The organism is Kitasatospora sp. NPDC001603 (assembly GCF_040298365.1).
Classification (GTDB): domain Bacteria; phylum Actinomycetota; class Actinomycetes; order Streptomycetales; family Streptomycetaceae; genus Kitasatospora.
Window position 1 is genome coordinate 71536 of record NZ_JBEPAA010000012.1, and the last position, 16297, is coordinate 87832.

At 73.0% G+C, this 16297-nt stretch carries 13 protein-coding genes; 7 read left to right on the forward strand and 6 right to left on the reverse strand.

Features of this window, described 5'->3' with window-relative positions:
• Positions 1-99 precede the first annotated feature (99 nt).
• Positions 100-1314, reverse strand: coding sequence for a pyridoxal phosphate-dependent aminotransferase (locus tag ABT263_RS10995; RefSeq protein ID WP_329489394.1), 1215 nt, complete (start codon positions 1312-1314; stop codon positions 100-102).
• A gap of 100 nt (positions 1315-1414) precedes the next feature.
• Positions 1415-2176 carry a hypothetical protein gene (locus tag ABT263_RS11000; protein WP_352289955.1) on the reverse strand — a complete coding sequence of 254 codons (762 nt, stop codon included), beginning with the start codon at positions 2174-2176 and terminating at the stop codon, positions 1415-1417.
• A 148-nt stretch (positions 2177-2324) separates the two neighbouring features.
• Between ABT263_RS11000 and ABT263_RS11005 the strand changes: the two genes are divergently transcribed.
• Positions 2325-3038 (forward strand): prepilin peptidase, encoded by a 714-nt coding sequence (locus ABT263_RS11005; protein WP_352289958.1) that lies wholly within the window; start codon positions 2325-2327, stop codon positions 3036-3038.
• A gap of 111 nt (positions 3039-3149) precedes the next feature.
• Here ABT263_RS11005 and ABT263_RS11010 read toward each other — a convergent pair whose 3' ends face one another.
• Positions 3150-4760, reverse strand: coding sequence for a chitinase (locus ABT263_RS11010; protein WP_352289961.1), 1611 nt, complete (start codon positions 4758-4760; stop codon positions 3150-3152).
• A 522-nt stretch (positions 4761-5282) separates the two neighbouring features.
• Between ABT263_RS11010 and ABT263_RS11015 the strand changes: the two genes are divergently transcribed.
• From ABT263_RS11015 to ABT263_RS11030, 4 genes are all read left to right on the forward strand, one after another.
• A complete protein-coding gene (locus ABT263_RS11015) occupies positions 5283-6077 on the forward strand; it encodes an isoprenyl transferase (protein ID WP_329489398.1) in 795 nt (264 codons plus the stop codon).
• A gap of 225 nt (positions 6078-6302) precedes the next feature.
• Positions 6303-7637 carry an RNA 5'-3' helicase PhoH2 gene (gene phoH2, locus ABT263_RS11020; RefSeq protein WP_329489399.1) on the forward strand — a complete coding sequence of 445 codons (1335 nt, stop codon included), beginning with the start codon at positions 6303-6305 and terminating at the stop codon, positions 7635-7637.
• A 448-nt stretch (positions 7638-8085) separates the two neighbouring features.
• Positions 8086-8826, forward strand: coding sequence for an aggregation-promoting factor C-terminal-like domain-containing protein (locus ABT263_RS11025; protein WP_502885784.1), 741 nt, complete (start codon positions 8086-8088; stop codon positions 8824-8826).
• 526 nt (positions 8827-9352) lie between these two features.
• Positions 9353-10834: an AI-2E family transporter gene (locus ABT263_RS11030; protein ID WP_352289965.1), complete on the forward strand. Its 1482-nt coding sequence runs from the start codon at positions 9353-9355 to the stop codon at positions 10832-10834.
• Positions 10835-10906: 72 nt separating this feature from the next.
• Here the strand turns inward: ABT263_RS11030 and ABT263_RS11035 are convergent, their stop codons facing one another.
• Positions 10907-11449, reverse strand: coding sequence for an alkyl hydroperoxide reductase (locus tag ABT263_RS11035; protein ID WP_329489402.1), 543 nt, complete (start codon positions 11447-11449; stop codon positions 10907-10909).
• Between the two features lie 5 nt (positions 11450-11454).
• Complete coding sequence (locus tag ABT263_RS11040) at positions 11455-12006, reverse strand: peroxiredoxin (RefSeq protein WP_329489403.1); 552 nt, start codon at positions 12004-12006, stop codon at positions 11455-11457.
• 228 nt (positions 12007-12234) lie between these two features.
• Between ABT263_RS11040 and ABT263_RS11045 the strand changes: the two genes are divergently transcribed.
• Complete coding sequence (locus tag ABT263_RS11045) at positions 12235-13146, forward strand: LysR substrate-binding domain-containing protein (protein WP_352289967.1); 912 nt, start codon at positions 12235-12237, stop codon at positions 13144-13146.
• Positions 13147-13243: 97 nt separating this feature from the next.
• On the opposite strand, the gene ABT263_RS11050 is transcribed toward ABT263_RS11045, so the two are convergent.
• On the reverse strand, positions 13244-13870 hold the full coding sequence (locus ABT263_RS11050; protein WP_329489405.1) for a TetR/AcrR family transcriptional regulator: 627 nt from the start codon (positions 13868-13870) through the stop codon (positions 13244-13246).
• A 155-nt stretch (positions 13871-14025) separates the two neighbouring features.
• Here ABT263_RS11050 and ABT263_RS11055 point away from each other — a divergent pair, with 155 nt between their 5' ends.
• On the forward strand, positions 14026-16257 hold the full coding sequence (locus ABT263_RS11055; RefSeq protein ID WP_352289968.1) for an MMPL family transporter: 2232 nt from the start codon (positions 14026-14028) through the stop codon (positions 16255-16257).
• Positions 16258-16297 lie beyond the last annotated feature (40 nt).

Sequence of the window (16297 nt, forward strand, 5' to 3'; positions counted from 1 at the left end):
GTAGCTTTTCCCGGACGGGACCGGACCGGACCGGACCGGACCGGACCGCGACGGCCAGCCGGACCGGCCTGACCGCGACGGCCTGACCGTCCGGGCCCGCTACGGCTGGGTGTAGCCGCCGAGGAAGTCGCCGATCCGGGTGACGGCGTCGGTGATCTCCTCGGCCCGGGGCAGCGTGACCAGGCGGAAGTGGTCCGGCTCGGGCCAGTTGAAGCCGGTGCCCTGGACCAGCAGGATGCGTTCGGCGCGCAGCAGGTCCAGCACCATCTGGGCGTCGTCCTTGATCTTGTAGACCTTCGGGTCCAGCCGGGGGAACGCGTAGAGGGCGCCCTTCGGCTTGACGCAGCTGACCCCCGGGATCTCGTTGAGCAGCCGGTACGCGGCGTCCCGGGACTCCAGCAGCCGGCCGCCGGGCAGCACCAGGTCCTTGATCGACTGTCGGCCGCCGAGCGCCGCGGCCACCGCGTGCTGGGCCGGCATGTTGGCGCACAGGCGCATCGAGGCGAGCACGGTCAGGCCCTCGATGTAGCTGCGGGCGCGTTGCCGGTCGCCGGAGAGCACCATCCAGCCGGAGCGGAAGCCCGCCACCCGGTACGCCTTGGAGAGCCCGTTGAAGGTGACGCAGAACAGGTCGGGGGCCAGCGTGGCCAGCGGGACGTGCTCGGCGTCGTCGTAGAGGATCTTGTCGTAGATCTCGTCCGCGTAGACCACCAGCTTGTGCCGGCGGGCGATCTCGACCAGGCCCTCCAGGACCTCGCGCGGGTAGACCGCGCCGGTCGGGTTGTTCGGGTTGATCACCACGATCGCCCTGGTCCGGTCGGTGACCTTGGCCTCGATGTCGGCGAGGTCCGGGTACCACTCGGACTGCTCGTCGCAGCGGTAGTGCACGGCGGTGCCGCCGGCCAGCGAGACGGAGGCCGTCCAGAGCGGGTAGTCCGGCGCCGGGACGAGCACCTCGTCGCCGTCGTCGAGCAGGGCGGTCATCGCCAGCTGGATCAGCTCGGAGACGCCGTTGCCGAGGAAGACGTCCTCGACGGTGAGTCCGTGCAGCCCGCGCTCCTCGTAGTGCATCACCACGGCCCGGCGGGCGGCGAGCAGGCCCTTGGAGTCGCCGTACCCGTGCGCGGAGGAGAGGTTGCGCAGGATGTCCTGGAGGATCTCCGGGGGCGCGTCGAAGCCGAAGACGGCGGGGTTGCCGGTGTTGAGCTTCAGGATGCGGTGGCCCTGCTCCTCCAGCCGCATCGCCTCGTCGAGCACCGGGCCGCGGATGTCGTAGCAGACGTTGGCGAGCTTGCTGGACTGGATGACCTGCATGCCTGCCTACTTTAGGGGTATCCCGGGCCGGTCCGGCGCGTGTGCGGGGACACGCGCCGGACCGCCCTCAAGGGCCCCCTTCGAACGGCAGGCGGAGCTGTCAGCCGGCCTTCCAGATCAGGGGCTCGGTGTCCAGAACGCTGCCGAAGACGAGGAACTTCGGCGGGGTGTTGGTCGGAACGAGATAGACCGCACACTGCTGCTGGGTCTGGCCGTCCGCCAGGGTGCCGGGCTTCTTGCCGGAGTCGCACTGCGGGATCGACTTCAGGACGGTCGGCGCGGGCAGCACCCCGCCGGTGGCGGCGGTGTCCGACTTCACCTTGAACCGCATCATGAAGTACTCGTCGGTGAGCGGGCCACCGGTGCGGTTGGTGAACGAGACGGTCACGTAGTACGGCGTCTTGCCTTCGAGCTCGGCCGGCTTGAAGTTGTACGGCGCGACCTCGGCCGCGGTGCCCTTGACCACCGAGACCGGGGTGACGTCGGCCTTGGTCTTGCCCAGGTAGCTGCCGGTGGCGGTGGTCGCCAGCGGGTTGTCGTAGCCGATCTTCCCGCTGCCGGCGCCGCCGCCGGCGCCGCCGATCGGGTTCCCGCTGGTGGCGGCGGACGGGACGGCGTTCGGCGTGTTGCCGCCGGCGCCCGCCGTGCCGGCCGAGCCGGCCGTACCGCCGGTGCCGGCGGAGCCGCCGGTGGCCGACGGGGCCCCGGTGGCGCCCGGCGCGGTGGTGGCGGCGGCGCTCGCGCCCGCGGCGCCCGCCGCGCCCGCGGCCGGGTCCTCGTTCTCCGGCCCGCAGGCGGTCAGCAGCAGCGCCAGCGCGGCGAGCGGGACGGCGGCGCGCAGCGCGTTCTGAGTGTTGGTCACAGTGGTTCCCCGTGGATGATGTGGTCGGTGCGGCGCCGGAATGCGGATGTGGCGCCGCGAGGTCGGACGCCGGCGAGTGCCGGGCGGTTCCCGGGGAACCGTACCGGTGCCCGGGGACAGTGACCGACGGTGGACGAGAGGGGGCGCCGTGATCGCGGCCGTGCTCGGGGCGGTGCTGGGCGGCCTGCTGGTGGCGCCCGCGCTGCGGGGTCTGGTGGTGCGTTACGCCGTGCCGGAGGGCGGGCCGTGGTGCACCCGGTGCCCGGCGTGCGAGCGGCGGTTGCGCGGTCTGCCGCCCGGCGGGCGATGCCCGGGCTGCCGGGAGCGGCTGGGGCCGGGGGCCTGGCAGGTGGAGGCGGTGACCGTCGCGGTGGCGGCGGCCGCGCTGTCGGCGGCGCACCCGGCCGACGCGGTGCTGCTGCTCTGGGCGGCCGGCCCGGGCGTGGTGCTCGGCTTCACCGACGCCCGGGTGCGGCGGCTGCCGTACCCGCTGAGCTGGGCGCTGGCGGCCGGCCTGGCCGCGCTGCTGGTGGTGGTGGAGCTGGCGGCCGGCAGTCCGGGTGTGCTGCTGCGCTGTCTGCTGGTGGCGCTCGCGGCCGCCGCGCTGTTCGAACTGCCCGGCTGGATCGGTCTGATGGGCCCGGGGGACACCGTGCTGGCGCTCGGCCTGGGCGCGCTGCTCGGCCGGTACGGCTGGTCGGCCGCGTTCACCGGGCTCTTCGCGGCCTCGGTGCTGGCCGGGTTCTGGGCGGTGGTCCGGGCGGTGGCGGCCCTGGCGCGGCGGCGGCCGGTGCGCGGGCTGGAGCTGCCGATGGGCCCGTTCCTGCTGCTCGGCACCCTGGCCGCGGTCCTGCTGCAGTAGGAGGAGGGGGGACGAGCGGGGACGAGCGGGGCCCGCCGTACCGGTCCGGTACGACGGGCCCCGCCGTCGGCGCGCGAGCCCCACCCTCAAGGAGCGGCGCGCCGGGGGGAGTTACGGCATCTGGTGGACGAACGGGCCGACCGCGTTGGAGAAGGCGTTCCCGTTGTTGGCGTCCCAGTTGGTGGACCAGGTCATCGCGCCGCGGATGGTGGGCCACTTGGCCGGCGGGACGAAGCTGCCGCAGTTCTTGCCGGTGGCCAGGCAGTCCAGCGCGTTGTTCACCACGGTCGGCGAGACGTAGCCGCCGCCGGCCGCCTTGCTGGAGGCCGGGACGCCGATGCCGACCTGGTCGGGCCGCAGGCCGCCCTGGATCTGGGTGCAGACCTGCGCGGTGATGAAGTCGATGGTGCCCTGGTTGTAGACCTTGCCGTCGCAGCCGTTCATGCCGCCCGAGTTGTAGAACTGGGTGTTGACGACGGTCAGGATGTCCTTGGTGTTCAGCGCCAGCTGGAAGTAGGCACCGGCGGTGCTGTACATCCCGATGGTCTCCGGGGCCATCGTCAGGATGAAGTTCGAGCCGACCTTGGCCTGCAGGCTGTGCAGCGCGTTCCCGAGGTAGGTCGGGTTGACGCCGTTCTCCAGGTCGACGTCGATGCCGTCGAAGCCGTAGTCCTTGATGATCGCGTAGGCGCTGTCGGTGAACGCGGCCGCCGCGGCGGCGTCACCCACGCTGATCGCGCCGTTCTGGCCGCCGATCGAGAGGACGACCTTCTTGCCGGCCGCCTGCTTGGCCTTCAGGTCGGCGCGGAACTGCGCGTCGGTGTAGCCGCCGAGGGCCTTGGCGAGCCCCGGGTCGAGGGTGAAGCTGATCGCCCCGCCCCTGGTCGGCACGGCGTCGGCGAAGGAGACCGCGATGATGTCGTAGGCGCTCTGGACGTCGCTCAGCTTCTGGACGGTCGCGCCGTTGTCGAAGTTGTGCCAGTAGCCGGTGACCACGTGCTTCGGCAGGCCGGTGACCGGCGGGGCGGTGGTGGTCGCGGTCGCCGTGGGGGTCGGCGTGGCGGTCTGGGTCGGGGTGGCGGTCGCCGTGGGGGTGGCGGTCGCGGTCGGCGTCGCGGTGGCCGTGGGCGACGCGGTGGCGGTCGGCGTGGCGGTGGGCGTCGCGGTCGGGCTCGGCGTGGAGGTGCCGCCGGGGCCGCTCAGCGTGATGTCGTCCGCGAGGTAGGCGCTCTGGCCGTACCAGCCGTGCACGAACAGCGTGACGTTCTTGACGTTCGCGCCGGTGGTGAAGGTGGAGGAGAGCTGGTTCCAGCTGTTCTGGTTGGACCAGCTGCTCGGGTCGGTGCCGCCGGTGCCGCGCGCGCCGAGGTAGACGTACGGGCCCTGGACCCAGGCGCTCAGGGTGTAGCTGGTGTTGGGCAGCACGCTGATGGTCTGGGTGCACTCGGCGGTGTCCCCGGCGCCCGGCGTGGCCTGCAGCGCGCCGGTGCCGGAGTGGACCGGCGTGGAGACGGTGCCCGCGGCGCCGGTGCAGACCCACCCGGCGGTCGAACCGGAGTCGAAGCCGCCGTTGGAGACCAGGTTGCCGGCGGCCGCGCTGGCGCCGCCGGCGAAGAGGGCGAGGCCGCTGCCGGCGAGGGCGAGGGCGGTGGCACCGGCGGCGAGGGCCGGAAGGGTGCTGCGCCGGCGCTTGTGCGCGGGCTGGTTCAGCGTACGGGCCATGGAGGTGCGCTCCTGGGGGAGGAGCGGCCGCCGCGGTGGGGGGCGCGGCGGCCGCGTGTGGGGGAGGGCTCCCGCCGGGCCGACGAGCGTGCCCGGGCCGAGGACGACGGACGGTCGGCGGTGTGGGAGCACCGGAGCGAGGAGCGTCGTGTTCGGTTCGGGAGCGCCCGGGGGCGAGGAGGGAATTGCGTCCGCAGTACTGCCTCGGATGGGGCGGCGGTGGTGCGTGTTCCGCCCTGGGTCACAAGCTGGACTAGACCATTGGTGGTCGTCAAGCATGGAACCGTCGGCTTACGGATTCTTTAAGGAACCGGATACCGTTCCGTATCCGGAGCCCCGGGAGCCACCGGGCGTTCGCGCGGGTGTGTTCCGGCCACTCCCGCCCCGCGGCCCCCGACGCGCTCCGCACAGGACTGTGACCGGACTGCTACCTGCGGCTTTACCCACTGCCTCCGGGCGGGAGTAGGCTGCGCCGGGGGTTGTGACGTCCCCCGGTGAATGAGTACGGAGGGGCCGAAAACCATGGGTCTGCGCGATGTCGTCGAACGCACGCCGGGTCTGCGCACCCTGCTGGACGGTATGTACGGCCTCTACGGTCGCCGGGTCGAGGTGCACCTCGCCCGGACCCCCCATCACATCGGCGTGATCCTCGACGGCAACCGCCGCTGGGCCAAGGCGACCGGCGGCTCCACCGCCTACGGCCACCAGCGCGGCGCCGACAAGATCAGCGAGTTCCTCGGCTGGTGCGACGAGACCCACGTCAAGGTCGTCACGCTCTGGATGCTCTCCACCGACAACCTCTCCCGGCCGGCCGACGAGCTCGTCCCGCTGCTCGGGATCATCGAGGACGCCGTCACCGGCCTGGCCGCCGCCCGCCGCTGGCGGGTCAACCCGGTCGGCGCGCTGGACCTGCTCCCGCAGCACACCGCCGACGTGCTCAAGCGGGCCGCCGACGAGACCGCCGGGATCGACGGGATCACCGTGAACGTCGCCGTCGGGTACGGCGGCCGGCACGAGATCGCCGACGCCGTCCGCTCGCTGCTCCAGGAGCACGCCGGGCGCGGCACCTCGATCGAGGAACTGGCCGAAATCCTCGACGTCGAGCACATCGCCGAGCACCTCTACACCAAGGGCCAGCCCGACCCGGACCTGGTCATCCGCACCTCGGGCGAGCAGCGGCTCTCCGGCTTCCTGCTCTGGCAGAGCGCGCACAGCGAGTTCTACTTCTGCGAGGCCTACTGGCCCGCCTTCCGGAAGGTCGACTTCCTCCGGGCACTGCGCGCGTACGAGGAGCGCCACCGGCGGATGGGGCTCTGACGCCCACCGGCCCCCACCCGCCCCCGCCGACCCCCCAGTAGGGCTGGAGTACCCGGCGGCGGCGCGAGGCCAAACGTTCACCGGCAATGATCCGTCAGTTCGCCGAGTGCGTGAATGCACCGCCCCTCGCCTGGGAATACTCCGAGCAGACCGGCCCCGAGGCCACCGGGGCAGCGGGGGCCGGCTTGCCGCGGATGACGCAGGGTCATCCGCTCTGGAGGCCTAGTGGTCAGTTCCAAGAGCCGCCGGACACCAGACCGGCGGACCTACGTTCTCGACACCAGCGTGCTTCTGGCGGACCCGCTCGCCATGACCCGCTTCGAGGAGCACGAGGTCGTCCTGCCGGTGGTCGTGGTCACCGAGCTGGAAGCCAAGCGGCACCATCCGGAGCTGGGCTACTTCGCCCGCCAGGCGCTGCGGCTGCTCGACGACTACCGCATCCGTTTCGGCCGGCTCGACGAGCCGATCCCGGTCGGGGAGCTCGGCGGCACCATCCGGGTCGAGCTGAACCACTCCGACCTGTCGATACTGCCGGTCGGCTACCGGTCCGCGGGCGGCGAGGCGGACAGCCGGATCCTGGCGGTGGCCCGCAACCTGCAGGCCGAGGGGTACGACGTCACCGTCGTCTCCAAGGACCTGCCGCTGCGGATCAAGGCCAGTTCGGTCGGCCTGCTCGCCGAGGAGTACCGGGCCGAGCTGGCGATCACCTCCGGGTGGACCGGCATGGCCGAGCTGCACGTCCCCGCCGACCAGGTGGACGCGCTGTTCGCGGCCGGCCACGACGCCGCGGTGGACGTCGAGGGCGCGGCCGAGCTGCCCGTCCACACCGGACTGGTGCTCGGCTCCGAGCGCGGCCGGGCGCTGGGCAGGGTCACCGGCGACGGCCGGGTGCGGCTGGTGCGCGGCGAGCGCGAGGCCTTCGGGCTGCGCGGGCGCAGTGCCGAGCAGCGGGTGGCGCTGGACCTGCTGCTCGACCCGGAGGTGGGCATCGTCTCGATGGGCGGGCGGGCCGGTACCGGCAAGTCGGCGCTGGCGCTGTGCGCGGGGCTGGAGGCGGTGCTGGAGCGGGGGCAGCACCGCAAGGTGATGGTGTTCCGGCCGCTGTACGCGGTCGGCGGCCAGGAGCTCGGCTACCTGCCCGGGTCCGAGACGGAGAAGATGAGCCCCTGGGCGCAGGCGGTCTTCGACACCCTCTCGGCCGTGACCACCCCGGACGTCATCGAGGAGGTGATCTCCCGGGGCATGCTGGAGGTCCTGCCGCTGACCCACATCCGGGGGCGTTCGCTGCACGACGCCTTCGTGATCGTGGACGAGGCGCAGTCGCTGGAGCGCAACGTCCTGCTGACGGTGCTCTCCCGGATCGGCCAGGGCTCCCGGGTGGTGCTGACCCACGACGTGGCCCAGCGCGACAACCTGCGGGTCGGCCGCTACGACGGCGTCGTCGCGGTGGTCGAGAAGCTGAAGGGCCATCCGCTGTTCGCCCACATCACCCTCACCCGCTCCGAGCGCTCCCCGATCGCGGCGCTGGTCACGGAGATGCTGGAGGACATCAACCCGTGATTCGCCCGCACTAGGGCATAGTCGGACAATACGGTCAACTCCGGGCGTGGGGCCCGCTCCTGACGGGAGCGGGCCCCGTCCCTTTCATCACATCGAGTGCTTTCTGTCCGGAGAACTCCAGGGCGGTGAATGTGAGATGCGCCACGCAACAGGGAATTGCGTCGACAGTGCCCGGTGCGGCATGGTGAGGGTTCTGTCAGGCCCCGCGTACGGCATGACAGGGCCCCCGGGAGACCGTGGGCCCGGTCCGGACGGTCCGCCAACTCCGGTAGGTGGACGCACAATTGAACACCGATGAGCCGTACGCCGCCCGATCGCAACGCCCGGTCGCCCACCGCTTCCGGACGCCGGGTCAGTACCTCCCGTGACCAGCACCGTACGGAGGGCAGCGCAAAGGGGCATCTTGCGCCCGTACGGTCACGCGTGGGCGATGCTGGAAGGAAACCATGTGACTCGGATCTCGGTCCGGGGAGTCGCTGTGGCCTCCGCCACCGCCGTCACCGCAGTCGGTGCCGTCGTGGGTATGGCCTCGGGCAGCGAGGGCAAGACGACGCAGACGGTCGATGTCGCCGGCGCGACCCTGCTTGCCGAAGTCCCCTCTGGCGCCCAGGCGCAGACCATCAGTGACAACATCGGCACGCAGGCCTCCGCCCAGCAGGCCGCCGCCGATGCGGCCGCGAAGGCTGCCGCGGAGCAGAAGGCCGCCGAGGAGGCAGCGCGCCAGCAGGCCGCCGCCGACGCGCAGGCCAAGGCTGACGCGCAGGCCAAGGCCGACGCGGAGAAGGCCGCCAAGGCGGCCGAGGAGAAGCGGAAGGCCGACGAGGCCGCCGCCAACCGCTCCAAGGCGCGCTCGGCGATGGCTGCCACCGACACGTCGGCCCCCCCGGTTTCGGTCAGCCCCGGTTCGGTCCAGGAGATCGCCCAGCAGATCGTCGGCAACGACGCTCAGTTCCAGTGCTTCAGTCAGATCGTGAAGCGCGAGAGCGGCTGGGACTACACCGCGACCAACAAGAGCTCCGGTGCGTACGGCCTGGTCCAGGCGCTGCCCGGCACCAAGATGGCCTCGGCCGGTGCCGACTGGCGCACCAACCCGGCCACCCAGATCAAGTGGGGCCTCAGCTACATGAACAGCCGCTACGGCAGCCCCTGTGGCGCCTGGTCCTTCTGGCAGTCGCACCACTGGTACTAGGAACCACCGGTACCCGCAGCACGCCGTACCACCCCGGCCCCCGACCGCTCTCCTGCGGTCGGGGGCCGAGGTGTGTGGTGGGCCGCCCCGCCGCCGTGGCCGTGCGCCGGGCGGGGCTGCCGCGCTGGACGGGCCGCCCCGCCCGGGCCGCGCTGACCAGTGCGCTCGCGGGCGGTGCGGGCCCGGGTGCGGACGCGGGGCGCGGGGAGGGGTCCTGGTTGCTCCCCGCACCGGCCGGTCCGCCGACAGATGGCTCCTGTACTCGTTCGGAGTCCTCCCCGTTGCCCGGTGCCTGAAACCACCCGGTCACCACCGGTTTGTCCGGATACGGACCGGCCGTCCGACCGGCCCGCGGGCTGCCGCGCGGCCGCCCGGCGCCCGTCGGTCTCCGCCGGCCGACCGGTCAACCGCCCCGCCCGGCGGACTCGTGCCGGGCCGGGCGGGTAGTTTCATCCCTGACGGCCGTGGCGCGACCCACGGCGTACCGCCGGCACGGCGGCCCAACGGGGGAGCGGTGGTAGCGAGGATGGCGCGGGGCGGGAAGGCCTTCAAGGCCGTGGCCAAGGGCATGGCCGTGGTGGCGAGCGCGGCCGCCGTGATCGAGCGGCGCCGGCGGGCCGCGATCGCGGCCGAGTACCACGAACCCCCGGACCCGCTGCCGGTGCCGGAGCAGGTGCCGGCCCCGGCGCCCGCCGCCGTGGCCGCGGCACCGGCCCCGCTGCCGGCGCCGCGCGGGGAGCACGCCGAGGCGGGCCGGGGCCAGGCCCCGGCCGCGCCGGCGCCCACCCACGGCGCCTTCGGACGCGAACTCCACCCCGGTCGGCCCGCCACCCCGGCCGAGGCGGTGCCCTGGGGCCTGCGGGTGGCGGCCGAGTCGACCTGGCGGCTGCTGCTGCTCGGCGCCGCGCTCTACGTCGTCTTCATGGTCGTCGACATGCTGCGGCTGGTGGCCTTCGCGGTGCTGGCCTCGCTGCTGATCTCCGCGCTGCTGGAGCCCACCGTCTCCTGGCTGCGCCGGCACGGCGTACCGCGGTCGCTGGCGGCCGGCGGGGTGTTCATGAGCGGTCTGGCCGGGATCGGCCTGGTCGGCTGGTTCGTGGTCTGGCAGGTGACCACCAACCTGTCCACCGTGACCACCAAGGTCCAGGACGGTGTGGCCACCCTCCGGGACTGGCTGATCACCGGGCCGCTGCACCTGACCCAGCAGCAGATCACCGACTTCGCGAACCAGATCACCAAGGCGATCAGCACCAACACCGAGCAGCTCACCTCGGTCGGCCTCACCGGTGCGCAGATCGCCGTCGAGGTGCTGACCGCCGTCCTGCTCGCCTTCTTCACCACCTTCTTCTTCCTCTACGACGGCGAGCGGATCTGGAACTGGGCGCTGCGCGGCCTGCCCCGGCACTCCCGCTACGCGATGGCCGGGGCCGGTCCGAAGGCCTGGGCCACGCTCACCGCGTACGTGCGCGGGACGGTCTGCGTGGCCTTCATCGACGCGGTCTGCATCGGCGTCGGCATCCAGATGCTCGGGGTGCCGATGGCGCTGCCGCTGGCGGTGATCATCTTCCTGGGGGCCTTCGTCCCGCTGGTCGGGGCGCTCGTCACCGGGACCGTCGCGGTGCTGATCGCGCTGGTCACCGAGGGGCCGTTCACCGCGCTGATGGTGCTGGTGGTGCTGATCGCCGTCCAGCAGATCGAGGGTCACGTGCTGCAGCCGCTGATCCTCGGCCGGGCCGTCCGGGTGCATCCGCTGGGCGTGGTGCTCGGGGTGGCCGCCGGCTCGATCATCGGCGGCATCGGCGGCGCCATCGTCGCGGTGCCGCTGATCGCGGTCACCAACACGGTGGTCGCCCACCTGCGCCGCCGCAACGAGGCCGGGCAGGCCGTCTTCACCGCGATGGAGGCCGCCCGTGAGGCGGCCGTCGCCCGGACGGCTGCCGCCACGTCCGCGGCTGCCGCGGGCGCCGCGGCGCCCGGTGGGACGGGTGCGCCGGTGAGTGCCGAGTAGGCCCCGGCCCACCCGAACGCGCGAGGGCCCGCCGGACGGAAGTCCGGCGGGCCCTCGTGGTGTGGCGTGGGATCAGGCGTCGACGCCGGCCAGGGCGGCCTCGGAGTCGAGGACGCCGGCCACGGCCTGCAGCACGGCGGCGATCTTCACGGAGGCCTGGATGACCTCGCGCGCGACACCGGCCTTGCTCAGCACGCCCTCGTGGGAGTCGAGGCACTGGCCGCAGCCGTTGATGGCCGAGACCGCGAAGCACCAGAGCTCGAAGTCGATCTTCTCGACGCCCGGAGTGCCGATGATGTTCATCCGCAGGCCGGCCCGCATGCCGCTGTACTCCTTGTCGGAGAGCAGGTGCGTGGTCCGGTAGTAGACGTTGTTCATCCCCATGATCGCGGCCGCGCCCTTGGCGGCGTTGTACGCCTCCGGGGAGAGGTTGGCCTTGGCCTCGGGCTCCAGCGCACGCAGCACGGCGGGGCTGCGGGTGGCCATCGCGCAGGAGAGCACGGTGCCCCAGAGCTGCTGGGCGGGGAGGTCGGAGTTGCCGATGACCGCGCTCAGGTTGAGCTTGAGGTCCTTGGCGTAGTCCGGGAGGGCGGACTTCAGGTCGTCGAGAGCCATGTCGGTCAGCCCGCCAGCAGGGCCTGGGCGTCGAGGGTGTCCTCGCCCTTGGTCCAGTTGCACGGGCACAGCTCGTCGGTCTGCAGGGCGTCCAGCACCCGCAGGACCTCCTTGGGGTTACGGCCGACGGAGCCGGCGGTCACCATGACGAACTGGATCTCGTTGTTCGGGTCGACGATGAAGACCGCGCGCTGGGCGGTGCCGTCCGCGCCCTCGACGCCGCAGGCGCGCATCAGCTCGTGCTTGACGTCGGCCAGCATCGGGAAGGGCAGGTCGCGCAGGTCCTTGTGGTCCTTGCGCCAGGCGTGGTGCACGAACTCGGAGTCGCCGGAGACGCCGAGGATCTGGGCGTCGCGGTCCGCGAACTCCTCGTTCAGCTTGCCGAACGCGGCGATCTCGGTCGGGCAGACGAACGTGAAGTCCATCGGCCAGAAGAAAACGATCTTCCACTTGCCCTCGTAGGACTTGTGGTTGATCTCGGCGAAGGCGTTCGCGGCGTCCAGGTCGACGCAGGCGTTGAGTTCGAACTCGGGGAACTTGTCACCGATCGTGAGCACGTTCGCTTCTCCTGAAGTGATGAGGGGAGTTTGTCCGGATTGCGGAACGACTTCCACGATTCCACATCGTGGACTGATCAGGGAAATAGCTACACTCGATGTGTCTGATCGGAGAGAGTTATCAATACCCCCACGCCCCCCTCCCGCCCCAGGCCCCGCAGGGGCACCACGCGCAAACCCGAGGCCGCTGTGGGGAGTGCCACACCCCGCGGCCCCCGCGCGCCCACCGTGGCCCAGCTCAAGGCCTTCGTGGCGGTGGCCGAGCACCGGCACTTCCGCGACGCGGCGGCCGCCACCGGGACCAGTCAGCCCGCCCTGTCGGGAGCGGTCGCGGCGCTGGAGGAGTCGCTGGGCGCGCAGCTCGTCGAGCGTACGACACGCAAAGTGATCGTCACTCCGCTGGGGGAGCGCGTGCTCGAACACTCGCGCCGGGTGCTCGCCTCCTTGCAGGCCCTGACCGAGGAGGTGGAGGCCGCCCGCCGGCCGTTCACCGGTCCGCTGCACCTCGGCGTCATCCCGACCGTCGCCCCCTACCTGCTGCCCACCGTGCTGCGGCTGGTCCGCGACCGCTATCCGGAGCTGGAACTGCACGTCCACGAGGAGCGCACGCCCTCGCTGCTGGAGGGGCTGGCCGCCGGCCGGCTGGACGTGCTGCTGCTCGCGCTCCCGGCCGGCGGGGCCTCGCCCACCCGGGACATCCCGCTGTTCGACGAGGACTTCGTGCTGGTCACCCCGCCCGGGCATCCGCTCGCCGGGCGGATCGACGTCCCGCGCGACGTGCTGCTCGACCTGGAGGTGCTGCTGCTGGAGGAGGGCCACTGCCTGCGTGACCAGGCCCTCGACATCTGCCGCGAGGTCGGCGCCGACCCCGGTGGCTCCACCACCCGGGCGGCCGGGCTCTCCACCCTGGTCCAGCTGGTGGCCGGCGGCCTCGGTGTCACCCTGCTGCCCACCACGGCCCTGGACGTCGAGGCGGGCCGGACCGACCGGCTGGCCGCCGTCCGCTTCGCGGCCCCCGCGCCCGGGCGCCGGATCGGGCTCGCCACCCGGCCGGGCTCGGCCCGCAGTGCGGAGTACGACCGGTTCGCGGCCTCGCTGCGCGAGGTGCTGGCGGAGCTGCCGGTCCGGATCGTCGAGTAGTCGGGCCGGGTCGCCGGGCCGGGTCGCCGGGCCGGGCTGCCGGTCCGGGCTGCCGGTCCGGGCTGCCGGTCCGGCCCCGGGCGGCGCCCGCCCCGGGTCAGCCGGTCCGGGCCGCCGAGCCCAGGCAGAGCCCGACCGTGGTGGCGACCAGCAGGTCCAGCGCCCGCAGCGCCTCGGCGTCCGGCTGCTCGCCGGTGCTGCGCAGCACCAGGTAGCGGTCGGTCAGCCCGTCGAAGCCGGTCAGGAAGTGCGTGGCGATGTCGCGCGCGGGCAGGGGCAGCTCCAGGCCGTGGGCGGCCGCGAGGGCGTCGAGCATCTGCGAGGCGGTGTCCTCGATCTCGTGCTGCAGCCCGCGCATGATCTCCTGGAGGTCGGGGTCGCGCAGCGCCAGCGCCGCGAACTCGTCCAGCAGGACGCAGCGCCCCTCCTCGCCGGTGGCACCCGCCCAGAGCGCGTGCACCATGGCCCGGATCTGCTCGCCGAAGGGGCCGTCGCCCGGTGCGGCGTCGCGCACCTGGCCCACGAACTCGGCCGTCAGCTGTTCGACCACGGCGCGGTAGAGGTCCTTCTTGGTGCCGAAGGTGTAGTGCACCGTCGCCTGTGCCACCCCCAGCTCGGCCGCGATCGCCCGGGTACTGCCGGCGGCGACGCCCTCGCGGGTCATCAGGTCGATGGCGGCCCGGACCAGTTGCGGGCGCCTTTCGGAGGCGGGGACATGTGCCATTGGGCCAGGGTAGCGCCACGGTCAAATAACTCGGTCGAGTGAATCTGTCGGTCGATTATGTCGACCAACTTTGTCAGGTGACAAAGTTGGCCGTACGGTGGAGTCCGACCTGTTCGGGCACCCGCTCGCCGACCGACGTGATCGAGGGTTCACTCATGGCCACGTACCTGTACCGCCTGGGCCGCTACTGCTTCCGTCGCAGGCGCGCCGTGCTCGCCGTCTGGCTCGCCGTGCTGATCGCGGTCGGCGGGGCCGCCGGGGCCTTCGCCGGCAAGACCAGCGACGAGTTCAAGGTGCCCGGCACCGAGGCGCAGAGCACCCTGGACCGCATCAAGGGCACCTTCCCGGAGCAGGGCCACGGCGCGGCCCAGGTGGTCTTCGGCGCCCCGGCGGCCGGCGGCATCACCACCGCGGAGTCGGCCGGGGCCGTCAGCGCGGCGGTCGGCCGGATCGCCGCCGTCCCCGGGGTCGCGGCGGTCCCCGACCCCTACGCCACCGGCGCGCTCTCCCCGGACGGCAGGGTCGCGCTGGCCCTGGTCTCCTTCGACCGCCCGCTCGCGGACGTCACCGACCAGCAGCGCGACGCGGTCCGGGCGGCCGCCGGCCCGGCCGGCGACGCCGGGCTGACGGTCGCCTTCGGCGGCGACGCCTACAACCGGATGGCGCAGGTCGACGGCGGTGAGGCGGTCGGCCTGATGGTGGCCGGCGTGGTCCTGGTGATCACCCTGGGCTCGCTGGTCGCCGCCGGGCTGCCGCTGCTGACCGCCCTGCTCGGGGTCGGGGTGGCGATGGCCGCGCTGCTGGCCCTCTCCGGCTCGTTCGAGATCATCACCACCGCGCCGGTGCTGGCCCTGATGGTCGGCCTCGCGGTCGGCATCGACTACGCCCTGTTCATCCTCTCCCGGCACCGCCGGCACCTCGCCGAGGGCCTGGAGCCGGAGGAGGCGGCGGCCCGCGCCAACGCCACGGCCGGCAGCGCGGTGGTCTTCGCCGGTCTGACCGTGGTGGTCGCGCTCGCCGGGCTCGCCGTCGCCGGGGTGCCGTTCCTGACCGTGATGGGCCTGTCCGCCTCCGGCGCCGTGGTGGTGGCGGTGCTCGTCGCGATCACCCTGCTGCCCGCGCTGCTCGGTTTCGCCGGCCGGGCCATCGACCGGCTGCCGGTCTGGCGGCGGGCGCTGAAGGCCCCCGGCCGGACGACCCTGGGCGAGCGGTGGGCGACCTTCGTGGTGCGCCGCCCGCTGGTCGTGCTGTTCACCGGGCTGGCCGCGCTGGGCGTCCTCGCGGTGCCGGCCGCGAGCCTCAGCCTCGGCCTGCCCGGCGGCGGCTCACAGGCCGCCGGCACCGACGCCCGTACCGCGTACGACCGGATCGGCGAGAGCTTCGGCCCCGGGTTCAACGCACCACTGGTGGTCGTCGTCGACGCCGGGAGCGCGGCGCGGCCGGAGCAGGCCGTCCAAGGCGTGGCCGCGAGGCTGGGCACCCTGGAGGGGGTGCGGACGCTGCTGCCGCCGACCGTCGACGGGCCGAGCGGCACGGCCCTGCTCACCGTCATCCCGACCACCGGCCCGGACCACGCCGACACCAGGAAGCTGGTCGGGGAGATCCGCGACCAGCGCGACGACCTGCGGGCCTCGACCGGCGCGCGGATCGACGTCACCGGCACCACGGCCGCCAACATCGACGTCTCCGCCAAGCTCGGCGACGCCCTGCCGCCCTTCGTGGCGGTGATCGGCGGCATCGCGCTGGTGCTGCTGGCGCTGGCCTTCCGTTCGGTCCTGGTGCCGCTGAAGGCGGTGGCCGGCTTCCTGCTCAGCATCTCGGCCTCGCTCGGCGCGGTGGTCGCCGTCTACCAGTGGGGCTGGCTGGACGGGCTGATCGACGTGCCGAAGGTGGGCCCGGTGGTGAGCTTCGTGCCGATCCTGCTGATCGCGGTGCTGTTCGGGCTGGCGATGGACTACGAGCTGTTCCTGGTCTCCGGGATGAAGGAGCACCACGTGCACGGCATGGCGCCCCGGGAGGCCGTGGTCGCCGGGGTGAAGAACGGCGCGCGGGTGGTCACGGCGGCGGCCCTGATCATGGTCGCGGTATTCGGCAGCTTCGTCTTCGGCCACGACCCGATCGTCCAGCCGATCGGCTTCGCGCTGGCGGTGGGCGTGCTGGTGGACGCCTTCGTGGTGCGGATGGCCCTGGTGCCGGCCGCGATGACGCTGTTCGGCAGGGCGGCCTGGTGGTTCCCGAAGAGCCTGGAGAAGGTGGTGCCGCGGGTGGACATGGAGGGCGAGCAGCTGATGGCCCGGCTGGAGTCGGAGCGGGCCGCGCCCGAGGGCACGACCGGGGCCGGGGGCGCCGAGGAGAGCGGCGCGGCGAAGGAGCCGCAGCGGGTCTGACGGGCCCGTCCCGGAGGGCGTCCGGCCACTACGGCCGGGC